We start from the raw sequence: 15,496 nt of genomic DNA on the forward strand, positions 1-15,496 counted from the left end.
TCAGACTCCGGGAAGCCGCACTTGCCACACCGCGTAGGGCTGGCCGAGGCCGAGCCATACGTGTTGCGTCGTGCCGCGCCAGCTTATGGGTTGGTCATGCAGGAGGTCATGCGCATCGATGGCGGCGTCGGCGGCCAATCCCCAATCGCCCAGTGGCAGGACGAGATCCGCCGCCTGCGCGTTATGCGGATCCATGCTGATCGCCACCAGCACCAGGTCGTCGCCTGCGCGCTTCTCGAAGAACAGCACCTGGTCGTTGTTGGCGGGAAGGAAGCGCACGCCGAGGTGGCTCTGCAAGGCAGGATGCGCACGGCGGATGCGGTTGAGCTGCGTGATCTCGGCGACGATGTTTCCGGGCGCCTCGAAGTCACGGATGCGAATCTCGTACTTCTCCGAGTCCAGGTACTCCTCTTTGCCCGGGATGGGCGCGGCTTCGCAAATCTCGAAACCGGAGCACATGCCCCACAGCCCCGAGAGCGTGGTGGCCAGTGCCGCACGGATGAGGAACCCGGGCCGCCCCGAGGTCTGCAGGAAATACGGATTGATGTCCGGCGTGTTGACGAAGAAGTTCGGACGGAAGAATTCTTTCGGCGGCGTCGTGGTCAGCTCGGTGAGGTAGTCGATGAACTCCTGCTTCGTGTTCCTCCAGGTGAAATAGGTATACGACTGGCTGAAGCCGACCTTCGCCAGGCGATACATCGGCTTCGGCCGGGTGAATGCCTCGGAGAGGAAGAGCGTGTCGGGATACTTCGCACGCACCCTGGCGATCATCCACTCCCAGAAGGGGAAAGGCTTCGTGTGCGGGTTGTCGACGCGGAACGTCCGCACGCCCTCGGCCGCCCAGAACAGCACGACGTCGCACAGCGCCTGCCAGAGCGACGGCACCGCGCCATCGGCGTAGAAGTCGACGTTGACGATGTCCTGGTATTTCTTGGGCGGATTCTCGGCGTATTTGATGCTGCCGTCCGGCCGCCAGTCGAACCATTCCGGGTGCTCCTTGAGCCAGGGATGGTCGGGGGAGCACTGGATGGCGAAGTCGAGCGCGAGCTCGAGTCCGTGCGCCTGCGCCGCGTCGCGCAATGCGCGGAAATCGTCCAGCGTGCCCAGTTGCGGATGGATGGCGGTGTGCCCGCCCTCCGGCGAACCGATGGCGTAAGGACTGCCGGGGTCGTCGGGACCGGGAGTCAACGTGTTGTTCGGCCCCTTGCGGAAGGCCGTGCCGATCGGATGGATCGGCGGGAAGTAGAGCACGTCGAAGCCCATGTCGCGGATGGCCGGCAGGCGCGAGATGGTGTTGCGGAAGGTGCCGTGTTTTTCCTTGGCGTCCGTCATCGACCGCGGGAACAGTTCATACCAGCTGGCAAAGCCCGCTTCGCGACGGTCCACCTCGACAAGGTAGGTGTCGCTGCTGCTCGCCTGCTCGCGTGGATCCGTGGCCGTCATCAGGTCAAGCGTGCCTTCGGCGAGCAGCAAAGCCAGGCGCTCGTCGCCTTCGCTCTTCGCGACCGCCGTCGCCAGGCTGCGGAGCGCCTTCGCCTTCGGTCCCACCGCGCCGGCGGCGCGCTTTTCGACGAGCAGCCTGCCCTCTTCCAGTTCCAGCGCCAGAGGCACCTTCGCCGCGTGCTTCAATTCGATCTCGTGCCGATAGGTCGCGAACGGATCGCGCCACGCCTCGACCTGGAATTCGTAGCGGCCGATGCGCGTCGGCGTGAAGGTTCCGGTGTGGATGTCATTGTTCACGAGGTGCATGGGCGTCTCGCGCCAAGCTTTCTCATCCTGTGCGCGGTAACGCAGGCGCACGGCGAGGACGTCGTGCCCGTCCATGAAGATGTCGGCGGTAACCGTTACCGCCTGGCCGACGATGCGCTTGGTCGGGAACCGCCCGCCGTCGACGGTCGGTTGCACGGCCTCGATCATCACCCTCGGCGCCCGCGTCGCACCCTGCAGCCATTCCTTCTGCGCACTGGCACCCAGTTTTCGCTTGGCCGGAACCGACGGCGTACCGCGCAGGGTCAGCACCTCGCCCGGCGCGAGCGTGATCCCTTCGCCCTGGTCGAACACTTTGCGGCCGTCACGCCTGGTCCATGGCGAGAAATGCGTGGCGGCACCGATCAACGCGTCCGCCGCGGACACGGCGACCTCGCGATCGAGCGACGCGTTCACGAGCGTTAGCGTCGCGCCCGTCGCGGTGCGCGGATCGGCGGCGTCGACGGTGAGGAAGTTGGCGACGCCGTGCCGGATGACGATCTCCGGGCGCCCTGCCACGCGGTCGCCCACCGCGGCGTTCGCCGCCTTCACCGCGGCGGAGAGGTCCAGCACGCCGCCCTGTGCCAGGGTCGCGGGCGTGACGGCACTGCCGCGCCGCGGGTCGAGCGCGTCGTGCACGGCATACTCGAAGCCCATGGGCATCATCCAGCCCGCGGGCGAGGTGGCACTGAACGCGATCGCGCGACGGTACGCGTGGTCGAGTTGGTTCTCCTCCCCGAGTTCGTCGCCCAATCGCGTCGCGAACGGTTCTTCCGTGCAAGCGAGCGCGGGAGCCACGGCGGCGAGGCGCTCCGCCTCCTGTACGAACCATGGGGCGCGGAAGTCCCACCAGTTCGCCGACGAAACCACGGCGTCGAAACCGGCGCCTTGCAAGGCCTCGAGCTCCGTCGGCGTGAGCCCCGGCGTCCACGCGACGAAGGCCGCCCGCGGTGCGTCCGCGCGAACGGCGTCGATCAGTGCCTTCCACACGTCCGCGCCCAGCCGTTGCGGGTGGACGACACGAAAGCCCGAGACGCCGGCAGCGGTCCACGTCCGCAGGCGCTCGGCCCACCACGCGCTCGCCGCCTCGACGACGTCGGGATCGTTCAACCGCCAGCGCACGCTGTCGCTCTCGCTGGGCGTCCAGCGGGGGTCCGGGGTGCCGTGCTGGGCGGCCACCGCGCGGAACCACTCCGGATGTTCGGCGCGCATGGGCGCATCCGAAGAGAGCTCATCGAGCGGGAGGTCGAGCCACAGCGCCAGGTCGTGCGCGCGGCACGCCTTGGCGATCTGGCCCAGGCGCGTGGTGGCGTCACCATCGCCGATCGCGGGATGCATGCGATCGAAATCGCGCGTGACGAACACGTCGCCGCACGGTGAGGTTTCGAAGGGAGGCGCGACCAGCAGTTGCCGGAAACCGAGGTCGGCCGCGTGTTCGATCCACGCGTTCCAGGCGGTTAGCGGCCCCGCGAGGAGCGGATGCAGGTAATAGATACGAAAGGGCGCACTCTGGCTGGCCTGCATGTGACTCGCGTTCCTGGGCAATGGACACAAGCATGCCGGGCCGGATGTATGCATCGTGCCAATGACCCGGGCACGCGAAGGCTGCGACAGTGACGCATCCGGGCGTTGCGGTAACGTGAATGTGCCATGGCGCAGCCTGCGATTCTTGTATGCAGGCGGCCTCGGCGGGTCAGGTGGAGCGCATGGCTCTCGCGATCGCCTGCTCATTGTCGCCCGGACTCTGGCTCAGCAGCTCCGCGGCGCCCTCGCGGTCTTCGACCGGACGGTTCTGGCCGAGCTTCCATTTGCCTTCGATACGCGCGAGGGGAATGCGGATGCCGACGATGCCCTTGAGCATCGGCGCGACATAATCCATCGGTGCATCGCTCAGCTTCCAGGGCTGCGCCTGGCCGGTGTCATGCTCCGACTGCTCGGTGAGACGAGCCAGCAGGTCCAGGAGCCGCGCGGGATCGGTGAACGTTTCAGGCGTGCCGTACGCGTGCACGGCAATGTAGTTCCAGGTCGGCACTTCGCGGTGGTGCGTGGCCTTTCCCGGGTAGCCGTTCGGCGAGATGTACGCGTGCGGGCCCATGAAGATCGCCAGTACCTCGCCCGAATGCCGCGAGACGTGGTCGTTGCCGCGCGCGACATGCGCGTACAAGGTACCCAGCGGGCCCTCGTCCCTGGCGAGCACAAAGGGAACATGCGTCGCCTCGATGCCGCCCTCGCCCGCCGTCACCAGCGTGCCGAAGGCATGGGCGCGGATCGCCTCGTGCAAGACGGGCAGGCGTGCCTCGACGAAGTCCCTCGGCGTATACATGGTCGTTATTGGCCGAACTTGATTTCTTCGCCTTCGTGACCGCGATCCCATCCGCGCAGTTCGTCGCGGATGTGCGCGATGCGCTGGCGTCCCAGCGCATTGCGCTCCTCGTCCAGCACGAGGCCGTCGAGGAGCTCGGCCAGGCGCTGCGCCGTGGGCAGCATCGCGTCCCACGCGTCGAGCGCGGGGACCGGACCCGGGAGGGCCATGAAGAACGACAGGCCCGGCGTCTGCAGCGTGGCGATACGCGCCATGTCGAAATTGCCCGGCTTCACGAGATTGGCCACGCTGAAGATGGGCCCCTGTTCCGGGTGACCGTCCACTAGGCGGTGGTAAATGCCCATGTCCCCAAATTCGAGACCGGCCTTCTCGGCGGCCACGACAAGGTCGGAGCCGTTGAACTTGCTGCCTTCGCGCGAGACGACATACAAGCTGACGATGCGTTCGACGGGCGCGTTCGACGGGCGCCGACCCAGGTCGGAGCGCGGCGGGGTCTTCGGAGGCGGCGGTGCGGGCGCCGGCGCCGGTGCCGGTGCCGGAGGACGCGCGGCGGTGAGCGGCTCGTCCAGGTCGAACGGCAGGTCGAGGCGCGGGTCCGTGCGCCCGGTCCGCGGCGCCGGATCGTCCGGCAGCACCGGCGCGGGGGAGACGGTCTGCTCACCGGCGAGCGACGCGCCGAGCCGCTCCAGTTCCGCGCGGAGGTCGACGTCGAGCTCGCCTTGCGCGGGCCTCGGATTGAACAGCGGATCGTTCGCGTCGTCATCCTCTCGCGCGCGGAACGACTCGATGCCGTCGTCTTCCGCCGCCACGTCCGCCTCGCCGCCGAACACGGGTTCGCGCCGCTCGCGGCCACGCTCCGGTTGTTCGGGCATGGGCTTGCGTCGGCCCTGCTCCTTGCGCGGCTGGCCGAAAAGCCAGAGCAGCACGAGCACGACGACGCCCACGAAGAGCATCGGGATGCCTACCGCGGGGTTCCAGGCGAGGCCGATAGCGGGATTCATGGTTCGATTCCTCAGGTAATGCTCAAGCGACGCCGACGAGCTTCGATGCTTCGGCCAGGTCCACCTGGACGAGACGGGAGACGCCCGGTTCGCGCATGGTAACGCCGCAAAGCTGGTGCGCGGCTTCCATCGTGGCCTTGTTGTGGCTCACGAAGATGAACTGCACCTTCTCGCTCATCTCGCGCACCATGGCCGAGAAACGACCCACGTTCGCCTCATCGAGCGGCGCGTCCACCTCGTCGAGCAGGCAGAACGGGGCCGGATTGAGGCCGAAGATCGCGAACACGAGGGAGACCGCGGTAAGCGCTTTCTCGCCGCCGGACAGGAGGGTGATGTTCGACACGCGCTTGCCGGGCGGGCGGGCCATGATCGCCACGCCGGTGTCGAGCAGGTCCTCGCCGGTCAGTTCGAGGTAAGCGTGCCCACCGCCGAACAGGCGCGGGAACAACTCCTGCACGCCGGCATTCACCCGGTCGAAGGTTTCCTTGAAACGCTGGCGGGTCTCGCGGTCGATCTTCTTGATCGCGCCTTCCAGGGTCTCCAGCGCGCCGCCGAGGTCCGTCAGCTGCGCATCGAGGTATTCCTTGCGCTGCGACTGCTCGGCATGTTCCTGGATCGCGGCGAGGTTCACGGGCTCCAGGCGGGCGATCTTCTGCGACAGGTCGACAAGCTGCTGCTGCCAACGTTCCGGCTCGGCGTCCTCGGCCAGTTCGGCGAGCAGCGCGTCCAGTTCCAGGCCCGAGGCCGAAATGGCCTGGGCGAGCTGTTCGGCGCGTAGTTGCAGTGCCTGCGCGGCGAGGCGTTTTTCGGAGACGCTTTCGCGAACCTGGTTCAAACCATGCTCGATCCGCTGGCGGTCCTGCTCCAGCTTGCGGAACTCGGCGTCGCAGTCCTCCAGCGCCCGGCGCGCGTCCACCAGCTGCCGGTCGACCAGCAGGCGCTGGTCGAGGTAGGTCTGCCGCTCCGCTTCCAGTTCCGCGATGGGATCGGAGCCGGCCGCCAGTTGCTGGTCGATCTCATCGCGACGCGCCACCACTTGCCGCAGCTGCGCATCGAGGCGTGCGAGTGCCTGTTCCAGCGACGTCAGCGCCGCGCGCTTGGATTCCATGCCCAGGGCGAGCTGGTGCGCCTGGTCTGCCGCCTCGCGTGCGTTGATGCGCGCTTCTTCACGGGCTTCGAGCAGTTCGCGGCGTTCGTTCTCGAGGCCGCGGCGCTCGTCCTCGCGATCGCCCATGTGGCCCACGGCCTCGTCGAGGCGGGCACGGGCCTCGCGGGTCTGGCCCTCGAGTTCGTCGAGCTGCTCGACGATCGTCGATATCTCGCCGCCGACTTTCTCGGCGCGCGCACGCGCCGTTTCCATCTTGCCGCGATGGCTCTGCAACTGGCCCGCGAGCTCCGAGAGGCGACGATGCGCGGCATACAGGTCGCGCTGCGCGTCGTCGCGCTGGCGTTCGGTTTCGAACTTGCGCGTGCGCAGGCTTTCGAGCTGTTCGGTGCGCTCCTCGATGGCGGCCTCGAGCGTTTCGACCTGCTCGCCCAGCTGACGGAGTTCGCGCTCACGCGCGAGCACGCCGACCTGGTTGCCCTGCGCGCGGCGCACACGAACCCAGCCGGGCCCCATCCAGGCGCCGTCGCGCGTGATCACCGATTGGTGCGCGGCCAGCGCATCCACACGGGATGCAGCATCCTCCACCGAATCGACGACGAACACGTTGCCGAGCAGGTTCACGGCGGGAAGCGGACCGCGCACGTGCGCCGCCAGCGTACCGGTGGCACCGGGCCCGCCTTGCGCACTCGCAAAAAGCGCCACGTCGGCCTGGCCGAGGGAAGCGAATTCCGGCGTAAGCGACGCCGGTGCGTCGACGAGCACGCCGTCGAGCACCCCCGCCAGCACGGTTTCCACGGCCGATTCGTAACCGGCGTCGACCTGGAGCGCTTCGCCGAGTCGGCGCGACCGGTCCAGCCCCAGGCGGGACAGCCAGCCGCTGGCGGCGGATTCTTCCTGGCCGAGGGCGGCGGTCTGCAAGGCTTCCAGGGAGGCCTGCCGTCCGCGCGCCGTCTGCAATTGCTGGCGCGCGTCGTTGAGCGCCGACTGCACCTGGCGCTCTTCCTCGAGAGAACCCTCGTAGGCCGTCTTGTGCTGATCGAGCACGCCACCCAGTTGTTCCACCCGCTCGCGCTGGGTTTCGTGCTCGGTATCGAGTTGTTCGGCCGCGGCGTCGAGCGCGGCGACGTCGGTGGCGCGCTGTTCGGCCTCGAGCGCCTCGCGGCGACGGGAAAGATCGACAGCCTGGCGATCGAGATAAGCGAGCTTGGTCCGCTCGACTTCCGCCGCGCGGCTCGACTCCGAGGCGCCGCGGGTGTGCGCATCCCAACGTTGCTGCCAGTCGGCCAGACGGGCCTCGGTGGCACGCTGGGCTTCGCCGGTTTCTTCCTGGATCTGTTGCAGGGCTTCGAGCTTAGGTTCGCCTTCCGCCAGCGCCATGCGCAGTGTCTCGACCTGCTCGCGGTCCGCCGCGATGTGGCCTTGCAGCTCCTCGTGCTCGCGTTCCGCGTCGGCGCGCGAGCGAGTCAGCCGTTCGCTCAGGTCGCGGTTGTGCCGGACCTGCTGTTCGACGCGCGCGATCTCGGCGCCGACCTTGTAGACATCCGCCTGCACCTGGTTGAGGTGTTCGCTGGCACCGTGATGACGCTCGCGCACGCTTTCCAGCTGCGCCTCGACCTGCCGCTGGCTGGCGAGGTGCTTCTCGATCTCGAGCTCGGCTTCGCGCAGGCCGGACCCCTCGCCCTCGTGCTGGCGATGCAGGGTGCGGTATTCCAGGGCGCGCAGTTCCGCCTCGCGGCGGGTGTGCTCTTCCTTGAAGGCCTTCCAGCGCTCGGCCGCGCGAGCCTGGCGATTGAGGTGGTCCAGCTGCTTCTCGACCTCGTCGCGGACGTCGCGCACGCGGTCCAGGTTCTCGCGGGTGGACTTGATACGGCTCTCGGTTTCCTTGCGCCGCTCCTTGTACTTGGAGATGCCCGCGGCTTCTTCCAGGTGGGTGCGGAGTTCTTCCGGCGCCGCCTCGATGATCTGGCTGATCATGCCCTGCTCGATGATCGAGTAGGAACGCGGGCCGAGGCCGGTGCCGAGGAAAAGGTCGGTGATGTCGCGCCGGCGGCAGCGCCCGCCATTGAGGAAGTAGGCGGACTGGCCGTCGCGGCTGACGACACGCTTGACCGAGATCTCCGCGAAGCTCGCGTACTCGCCCTGGATGGTGCCGTCGCTGTTGTCGAAGATCAGTTCGACCGCCGCCTGGCCCACGGGCTTGCGGGCGCTCGAGCCGGAGAAGATGACGTCGGTGAGCGAGTCGCCACGCAGCCGGCTGGCCGCCGACTCGCCCATGACCCAGCGGATGGCGTCGATGATGTTCGACTTGCCGCAGCCATTCGGGCCGACGACGCCGGTCATGTTGGTGGGCAGGTGCAGCGTGGTGGGGTCGACGAAGGACTTGAATCCCGCCAGCTTGATCGTGGTCAGACGCATTATGGTTTCCGTTGGGACGCGGCCGTGGGCTCCGTTCGGGAGCCTCCCCCTGGCTGATCGATCACTTTGCCAAAGGGGGACGGGGTGCGCAATACGCGAAGACGGATGAAGTTAAGGCGCTAACCCATTGTTCCATCGGATTATGGTACCCGGAAACTATTCTCCCGGCGCCTTCGCCTCGATCGACAGGGCGTGGATGCCGTCCGGCATCATCTCCGCCAGGGCCTCGTACACCATGCGATGGCGCTGGATCGGGTTCTTCCCGGCGAAGGCCGGGCTGACGATGCGGGCGAAGAAATGACCCTTGCCCTGCCCCGTATGGCCGACATGCTTGTGGCCCTCGTCGATCACGTCCAGCTCGACCGGGGCCAGTGCCCCGGTGAGCAGGTGACGGATCCGCTCGACTTTCTCGGTGGTCACGGCAGGGTGATCCGGAACGGGCGAACCGAGACCTCGCGATACACACCCGCGTCCACATAAGGATCCGCATCGGCCCACGCCTTCGCGGTCGGAAGATCGGCGAACTCGGCGACGATCATGCTGCCGTTGAAACCGGCCTCGCCCGGATCTTCCGAATCAATCGCCGGGAACGGACCCGCCAGCTTCAGGCGCCCTTCCTCGAGCAGCGCCTTCAGCCGGGCAAGGTGCGCAGGCCGCGCGGCGATGCGCTTTTCGAGCGAATTCGGATGGTCGAGGGCGACGATGGCATACCACATGGCTTGACTCCGGGAGTGCGAGGCTCAGGCCTCGGGACGCATGGTCGGGAAGAGCAGGACGTCGCGGATGGACGACGAGCCGGTCAGGAGCATCACGAGGCGGTCGATGCCGACGCCCAGGCCGCCTGTCGGCGGCAGGCCCACTTCGAGCGCGCGAATGTAATCGGCGTCGTAGTGCATGGCTTCGTCGTCGCCGGCGTCCTTCGCGTCCACCTGGGCCTGGAAACGCGCGGCCTGGTCTTCGGAATCGTTGAGTTCCGAGAAACCGTTGGCGAGTTCCTTGCCGTTGACGAACAGCTCGAAGCGGTCCGTGATGCCCTGGTCTGCGTCGCTCTCGCGCGCCAGCGGCGAAACTTCCACCGGATGGTCGGTGATGAAGGTCGGCTGGATCAGCGTGTGCTCGACGGTGGCTTCGAAGATCTCGAGGAGCAGCTTGCCCCAGCCGTACGAGGGCTTCACGTGGATGCCCAGGCGTGTCGCATGGGCGGCCATGGCCTCGCGGTCGCGCAGTTCGGCGGGCTTGATCTCGGGATTGAGCTCGAGCACCGCGTCTTCCATGCGCCAGCGACGGAACGCCGGAGCGAGATCGACAGCGGCGCCGTCCCATTCGATGTGCGTGCTGCCCACGACGTCCGCGGCCGCCGAGCGAATCATCCCCTCGGTAAGGTCCATGATCTCGTGGTACGTGGCGTACGCCTGGTACAGCTCGAGCATCGTGAACTCGGGGTTGTGCCGCGTAGACACGCCCTCGTTGCGGAAGTTGCGGTTGATCTCATAGACGCGGTCGAAGCCGCCGACCACCAGGCGCTTCAGGTAGAGCTCGGGCGCCACGCGCAGGAACAGCGGGATGTCGAGCGCGTTGTGGTGCGTGGTGAACGGCCGCGCGGTCGCGCCGCCCGGGATCACGTGCATCATCGGCGTCTCCACCTCCATGAAGCGGCGCGGCGCGTCCTCGAGCCAGCGACGGACGTGGCTGATGATCTTCGAGCGCAGGGCGAACGTGCGGCGCGACTCCTCCGTGACGATGAGGTCGACGTAGCGCTGGCGGTAGCGCTGCTCGACGTCGGCGAGGCCGTGGTGCTTGTCCGGCAGGCCGCGCAGCGACTTGGTGAGCAGGCGGATCGCGTCCACCTTGACCGACAGTTCGCCGGTCTTGGTACGCATGAGCACGCCGGTCGCCCCGACGATGTCGCCGAGGTCCCAGCGCTTGAAGGCCTCGTAGCCTTCCTCGCCCAGGGTGCCCTGGTGCACGAAGAGCTGGATACGGCCGGTGCCGTCCTGCATCTGCACGAAGCTGACCTTGCCCTGCCCGCGCATCAGGAGGATGCGGCCGGCGACCGCTACCCGGCGCGGCGTTGCCTCGATGGCTTCGGCGGTCCAGGTGTCCTTGTCGGCGAACTCGTCCTGCAGGTCGCCCGCGAAGCTGTCGACCTTGAAGTCGTTGGGATAGGCGATTCCCTGCGCGCGCAGCGCTTTCAGTTTCTCGCGACGCTCGGCGATGAGGCGGTTCTCGTCGGCAGCGGCGGCGGAGGCTGTGGCGTTGGCGTTTTCGGTCATGGCTGGATGCTGGCTCTGGGTATGGAACGGGGCGCGTTCGCGCCCCGGAGTGGATCAGGCGTCGACGCGCTTCGAACCGGCTTCGAGGCCCGCCTTCAGGCTGGCTTCGACGAATTCGTCGAGGTCGCCGTCGAGCACCTTCTGCGTGTCGGAACGTTCGATGCCGGTGCGGAGATCCTTGATGCGCGACTGGTCGAGCACGTAGTTGCGAATCTGGCTGCCCCAGCCGATGTCGGACTTGGTGGCTTCCAGCGCGTCCTTTTCGGCGTTGCGCTTTTGCACTTCCAGCTCGTACAACTTCGCCTTCAGCATCTTCATCGCGCGGTCGCGGTTGGCGTGCTGGCTGCGCTCGGTCTGGCACGCCACGACGGTGTTGGTCGGAACGTGCGTGATACGCACCGCCGACTCGGTCTTGTTCACGTGCTGGCCACCGGCACCCGAGGAGCGATAGACGTCCGTCCTCAGGTCGGCGGGGTTGATGTCGATTTCGATGTCGTCGTCGACTTCCGGCGAGACGAAGACCGAGGTGAAGCTGGTATGCCGCCGGTTGTCGGAATCGAACGGGCTCTTGCGGACCAGGCGGTGCACGCCGATCTCGGTCTTCAGCCAACCATAGGCGTAGTCGCCTTCGACGCGGAACGTGGCCGATTTGATGCCCGCGACTTCGCCCGCGCTCACTTCCATCAACTCGGTCTTCCACCCGCGCGATTCGGCCCAACGCAGGTACATGCGCAGAAGCATCTCGGCCCAGTCCTGCGCCTCGGTGCCGCCGGCACCGGCCTGTACGTCGACGAACGCCGGGGCGGCGTCGAGCTTGCCGGAGAACATGCGCTGGAATTCGAGCTTGCCGACGCGAGCGTCGACCTTGTTCAGGTCCTCGACGATCGACTGCACCGTGGCCTCGTCGCCGTCGGCGGCGGCCATGTCCAGCAGTTCCTTCGCGTCGTCGAGGGATGCCGTCATCTCGTCGATGCCGGTGACGATGGTGTCGAGCTGGGCGCGCTCACGGCCCAGGTCCTGCGCGCGCTTCGGGTCGTCCCAGACGGTGGGACTCTCCAGCTCGCGATTGACTTCCTCTAGGCGTTCTTTCTTGACGGCGTAGTCAAAGATACCCCCTAAGCGACTCGACGCGGCCCTTGAGGTCCGCGATCTGCGCAAGGATCGGATTGGTCTCGATCATGGTATGGCTGGCCTGATGGTGCGGGCCCCGGAAGGGCCGGCTAAAGCGAGCAATGTTACCAAATGCCCGCCGTCGCCGCACTGCAGCAGCCGTGGTGGCAGCCGCCGCACATGGTGGACCTACCCGGCCAGGGCGTCCTTGTGCACGCCACGCATGGCCCTGCCCGACGGATCGGCCGCCGCCGCGAAGGCGGGGTCCCAGGCCAGGGCGGCTGGCGAGGAGCATGCAATGGACTTGCCGCCGGGCACGGTCGCCGCGCAGGCCGCGCCGGGGAAATGCTTTTCGAACAGGGAACGGTAGAAGTAGGCCTCCTTGGTGGCCGGGGTGTTGTGGGGGAACCGGGCGGCGGCGGCCGCGAACTCGCGATCGGACACCCGCTGTTCCGCATGGTCCTTCAAGCCGTCGATCCAGCCGTAGCCCACGCCGTCGCTGAATTGTTCCTTCTGGCGCCAGAGGATCTCCGCCGGAAGCGCGCCTTCGAAGGCTTCGCGCAGGATGCCCTTCTCGATGCCCTTGCGGGCGACCATCTTGGCGTCGGCGTCGATGCCCATCGCGGCGTCGAGGAATTCCAGGTCGAGGAACGGCACGCGGGCCTCCACGCCCCAGGCGGACATCGACTTGTTCGCGCGCAGGCAATCGTAATAGTGCAACGCATCCAGCTTGCGCACGGTTTCCTCGTGGAACGCCCGGGCCGACGGCGCCTTGTGGAAGTAGAGGTACCCGCCGAACACTTCGTCCGACCCTTCGCCGGAGAGCACCATCTTCACGCCCATCGCCTTGATCCGCCGTGCGAGCAGGAACATCGGGGTGGAGGCACGGATGGTGGTCACGTCGTAGGTCTCGATGTGCCGGATCACCTCGGGCAAGGCATCGAGCCCTTCTTCGAGGGTGTAGCGGAAGCCGTGGTGCACGGTGCCGAGCGCCGCCGCCGCGATCTCCGCGGCTTTCAGGTCCGGCGAGCCCTCGAGGCCGATGGCGAACGAATGCAGGCGCGGCCACCACGCCTCGCCGATATCGCCGTCTTCCACGCGCCGCCGCGCGAAGCCGGCGGCCACGGCGGCGACCAATGACGAATCCAGTCCGCCCGAGAGGAGCACGCCATATGGCACGTCGGTCATCATCTGCCGATGCACCGCTGCTTCGAAGGCCGAGCGCAGCGCGGCCGGTGCCATGGTCCTGCCATGCGTGGCGTCGTAATCGCGCCAGGCTGGCGTCCAATAGGGAATGGCCGCGCCGCGCTCGCTGTCGTAGACGTGCCCCGGCGGGAACGGAGCGACATCGGCGCACACGTCGACCAGCGCCTTCATTTCGGAAGCGACGTACAGGCGCCCTTCGCTGTCGTGGCCCCAGTACAAGGGGCAGACGCCGAGCGGATCGCGGGCGACGAGGACGCGCCGGCGCCGTGCGTCCCAGAGCGCGAAGGCGAAGATGCCGTTGAGTTCGGGAAGGAAGTTCGCGCCACGATCGCGATAGAGGGCATTGATGACCTCGCAATCGGAGCCGGTCGTGAAGGGATAGTCGCTGACGGCACGCAGCTCGCGATGGTTGTAGATCTCGCCGTTCACCGCGAGGGCCAGGTCGCCGTCCGGCGATCGTAGCGGTTGGGCGCCGCTGGCCAGGTCGACGATGGCCAGACGCTCATGGACGAGGATGGCGCCGTCGCCCACGTACACACCGCTCCAGTCGGGACCGCGGTGGCGCTGCCGCTGCGATAGCTCCATCGCCCGCGTGCGCAACGCGACGCGATCGTCGCCGGCGGCGAGGCCGAATATCCCTAGGATCGAACACATGGTCTGGCACTCCTTGTTGGAAAACGCGCAAAGAAAAAGGCCCGCCTTGGAGGGCGGGCCTTTCGTGATTCCGGTGGTTTCTGTCGCAACCGCCTACACGCCGACCCTCCCGAGGTTCCGGGCATTATTGGTATTGGCGTTATTGTTGGCGGCGGTGCGGATCATGGTTCGACTAAAACATGATCGGCCCGTTGAAGCAAGCACTCATCGCGGACAGGGTCTGCTCCCGCCGCGGCCGCTCAGGAAGCGGCCAGCTTCTCCACCACCTCGCGGTAGGCCCGCGCGGCGCTTTCTTCCCCTGCGTGCGCGAAATCACGCACGCGCCATCGCCCGCCCACCATCACGTCGCGCACCAAGGGGGTGTTGCCCGCGAAGAGGAAGGTGTCGAGCACGTCTGCTTCGTCCCTTGCCGCCAGCAGCGGCGCACGATCGTCGAGGATGAGCAGGTCGGCGCGGGCGCCCTCGGCGAGACGGCCGACATCGACGCTCGCGGCCCGCATGCCGCCTTCCAGCGCCCGCTGCCATAACGCCGTGCCGACGCTCTCCTCCGGCGCGCGCGCGGCGACGTTGCGATGCCGGGTCGCCAGGCGCTGCCCGTATTCCAGCCAGCGCAGCTCCTCGACCGGCGAGACCGAAATATGCGAGTCGGACCCGATACCGAACGTGCCGCCCGCGTCGATGAACGCGGCCATCGGGAACAGGCCATCGCCCAGATTGGCCTCGGTCGTGGGACACAGTCCCGCCACCGCGCCGCTCTTTGCAAGACGATCGGTTTCCTGCGCCGTGAGGTGGGTGGCGTGGACCAGGGTCCAGCGCGCATCGACATCGGCATGGTCGAACAGCCATTCGACGGGACGCGCGCCGCGCACGGCCAGGCAATCCTGGACCTCGCCGATCTGTTCGGCGATATGGATGTGGATGGGCATGCCCTTGGCGATACCCGTGGCGAGGAGCGCCCTCATCGCCTCTTCCGGCACGGCGCGTAGCGAATGCAGCGCGATGCCCAGCGTGAACATGTCGTCCTGCAACGGCGCGAGGCGCTCCAGCAGGTTCACGAAGCCACCGACGTCGTGACGGAAGCGCTGCTGTCGTTCCGACAGCGGACGGCCATCGAAGCCGCCGGTCATGTAAAGCACAGGCAGCAACGTCAGGCCGATTCCGGCTTCCTTCGCGGCTTCCTTGAGCGCCAGCGACATCGCCGCCGGCTCGGCGTAGGGCACGCCGCGGGGGCCGTGGTGCAGGTAGTGGAACTCGCAGACCTGCGTGTACCCCGCCTTCACCATCTCGACGTAGAGCTGGGTGGCGATGGCCTTGAGATCGTCCGGGTCGATCGCCTCGGCAAAGGCGTACATGGTCTCGCGCCAGGTCCAGAAGCTGTCCTCGCCCGGTCCGCGCCGCTCCGCCAGTCCCGCCATCGCGCGCTGGAACGCGTGCGAGTGCAGGTTCGGCATGCCCGGGAGCACGAAGCGCCCGATGCGTTCGAGCGGGCCCTGCGCAGCGGCGAAGCGCTGGCCGGCGACGCCAAGACCCACCTCGCTCGTACGCCACGCGCCCCGTTGCCAGAGGATCGATGCCGTCCACCGTGCGCTGGGTGAGCTCGTAATCCCACAACTCGCGGTCGCGCGTGATCACATCCGCGAGGCGCTGCAGGAGGGCGGTG

At 67.4% G+C, this 15,496-nt stretch carries 10 protein-coding genes; all 10 read right to left on the reverse strand.

Annotated elements, in window-relative coordinates; genetic code table 11:
* The 10 genes from ACQKIE_RS05875 to ACQKIE_RS05920 all read right to left on the reverse strand — a co-directional run bounded on the left by ACQKIE_RS05875 (position 1) and on the right by ACQKIE_RS05920 (position 15,368).
* Positions 1-3,270: a maltotransferase domain-containing protein gene (locus tag ACQKIE_RS05875; protein WP_427456724.1), complete on the reverse strand. Its 3,270-nt coding sequence runs from the start codon at positions 3,268-3,270 to the stop codon at positions 1-3.
* A gap of 169 nt (positions 3,271-3,439) precedes the next feature.
* Entirely contained in the window at positions 3,440-4,069 is a 630-nt protein-coding gene (locus ACQKIE_RS05880; RefSeq protein ID WP_427456726.1) for an FMN-binding negative transcriptional regulator, read from the reverse strand.
* A gap of 5 nt (positions 4,070-4,074) precedes the next feature.
* Entirely contained in the window at positions 4,075-5,070 is a 996-nt protein-coding gene (gene zipA / locus ACQKIE_RS05885) for a cell division protein ZipA (protein WP_427456728.1), read from the reverse strand.
* Positions 5,071-5,092: 22 nt separating this feature from the next.
* Entirely contained in the window at positions 5,093-8,593 is a 3,501-nt protein-coding gene (gene smc / locus ACQKIE_RS05890; protein ID WP_427456730.1) for a chromosome segregation protein SMC, read from the reverse strand.
* 156 nt (positions 8,594-8,749) lie between these two features.
* The gene (locus ACQKIE_RS05895) at positions 8,750-9,013 is read right to left on the reverse strand and encodes a BolA family protein (RefSeq protein ID WP_427456732.1); all 264 of its coding nucleotides are present in this window, start codon (positions 9,011-9,013) and stop codon (positions 8,750-8,752) included.
* Positions 9,010-9,309, reverse strand: coding sequence for a YciI family protein (locus ACQKIE_RS05900; RefSeq protein ID WP_427456734.1), 300 nt, complete (start codon positions 9,307-9,309; stop codon positions 9,010-9,012). Before ACQKIE_RS05900 ends, ACQKIE_RS05895 begins: the two co-directional genes overlap by 4 nt.
* Before the next feature lie 24 nt (positions 9,310-9,333).
* Positions 9,334-10,866, reverse strand: coding sequence for a lysine--tRNA ligase (gene lysS / locus ACQKIE_RS05905; protein WP_427456736.1), 1,533 nt, complete (start codon positions 10,864-10,866; stop codon positions 9,334-9,336).
* 54 nt (positions 10,867-10,920) lie between these two features.
* Positions 10,921-12,046 (reverse strand): peptide chain release factor 2 gene (gene prfB / locus ACQKIE_RS05910; RefSeq protein WP_427456738.1). Its coding sequence is split into 2 segments (ribosomal slippage): positions 10,921-11,970 and positions 11,972-12,046, totalling 1,125 coding nucleotides; the frame shifts between segments, so codons are not numbered across the junction.
* A 119-nt stretch (positions 12,047-12,165) separates the two neighbouring features.
* Positions 12,166-13,836 (reverse strand): asparagine synthase B, encoded by a 1,671-nt coding sequence (gene asnB / locus ACQKIE_RS05915; protein ID WP_427456740.1) that lies wholly within the window; start codon positions 13,834-13,836, stop codon positions 12,166-12,168.
* Positions 13,837-14,075: 239 nt separating this feature from the next.
* The gene (locus ACQKIE_RS05920) at positions 14,076-15,368 is read right to left on the reverse strand and encodes a formimidoylglutamate deiminase (RefSeq protein WP_427456742.1); all 1,293 of its coding nucleotides are present in this window, start codon (positions 15,366-15,368) and stop codon (positions 14,076-14,078) included.
* Between the last annotated feature and the right edge of the window lie 128 nt (positions 15,369-15,496).

This window comes from Luteibacter sp. NPDC031894 (assembly GCF_050273135.1).
GTDB lineage: Bacteria > Pseudomonadota > Gammaproteobacteria > Xanthomonadales > Rhodanobacteraceae > Luteibacter.

What these genes read in the sequence shown, in the direction of transcription:
- zipA (WP_427456728.1), bottom strand. Translation starts at nt 5,070, where the DNA reads ATGAATCCCGCTATCGGCCTCGCCTGGAACCCCGCGGTAGGCATCCCG.
- lysS (WP_427456736.1), bottom strand. Translation starts at nt 10,866, where the DNA reads ATGACCGAAAACGCCAACGCCACAGCCTCCGCCGCCGCTGCCGACGAG.
- ACQKIE_RS05900 (WP_427456734.1), bottom strand. Translation starts at nt 9,309, where the DNA reads ATGTGGTATGCCATCGTCGCCCTCGACCATCCGAATTCGCTCGAAAAG.
- ACQKIE_RS05875 (WP_427456724.1), bottom strand. Translation starts at nt 3,270, where the DNA reads ATGCAGGCCAGCCAGAGTGCGCCCTTTCGTATCTATTACCTGCATCCG.
- asnB (WP_427456740.1), bottom strand. Translation starts at nt 13,836, where the DNA reads ATGTGTTCGATCCTAGGGATATTCGGCCTCGCCGCCGGCGACGATCGC.
- ACQKIE_RS05880 (WP_427456726.1), bottom strand. Translation starts at nt 4,069, where the DNA reads ATGTATACGCCGAGGGACTTCGTCGAGGCACGCCTGCCCGTCTTGCAC.
- smc (WP_427456730.1), bottom strand. Translation starts at nt 8,593, where the DNA reads ATGCGTCTGACCACGATCAAGCTGGCGGGATTCAAGTCCTTCGTCGAC.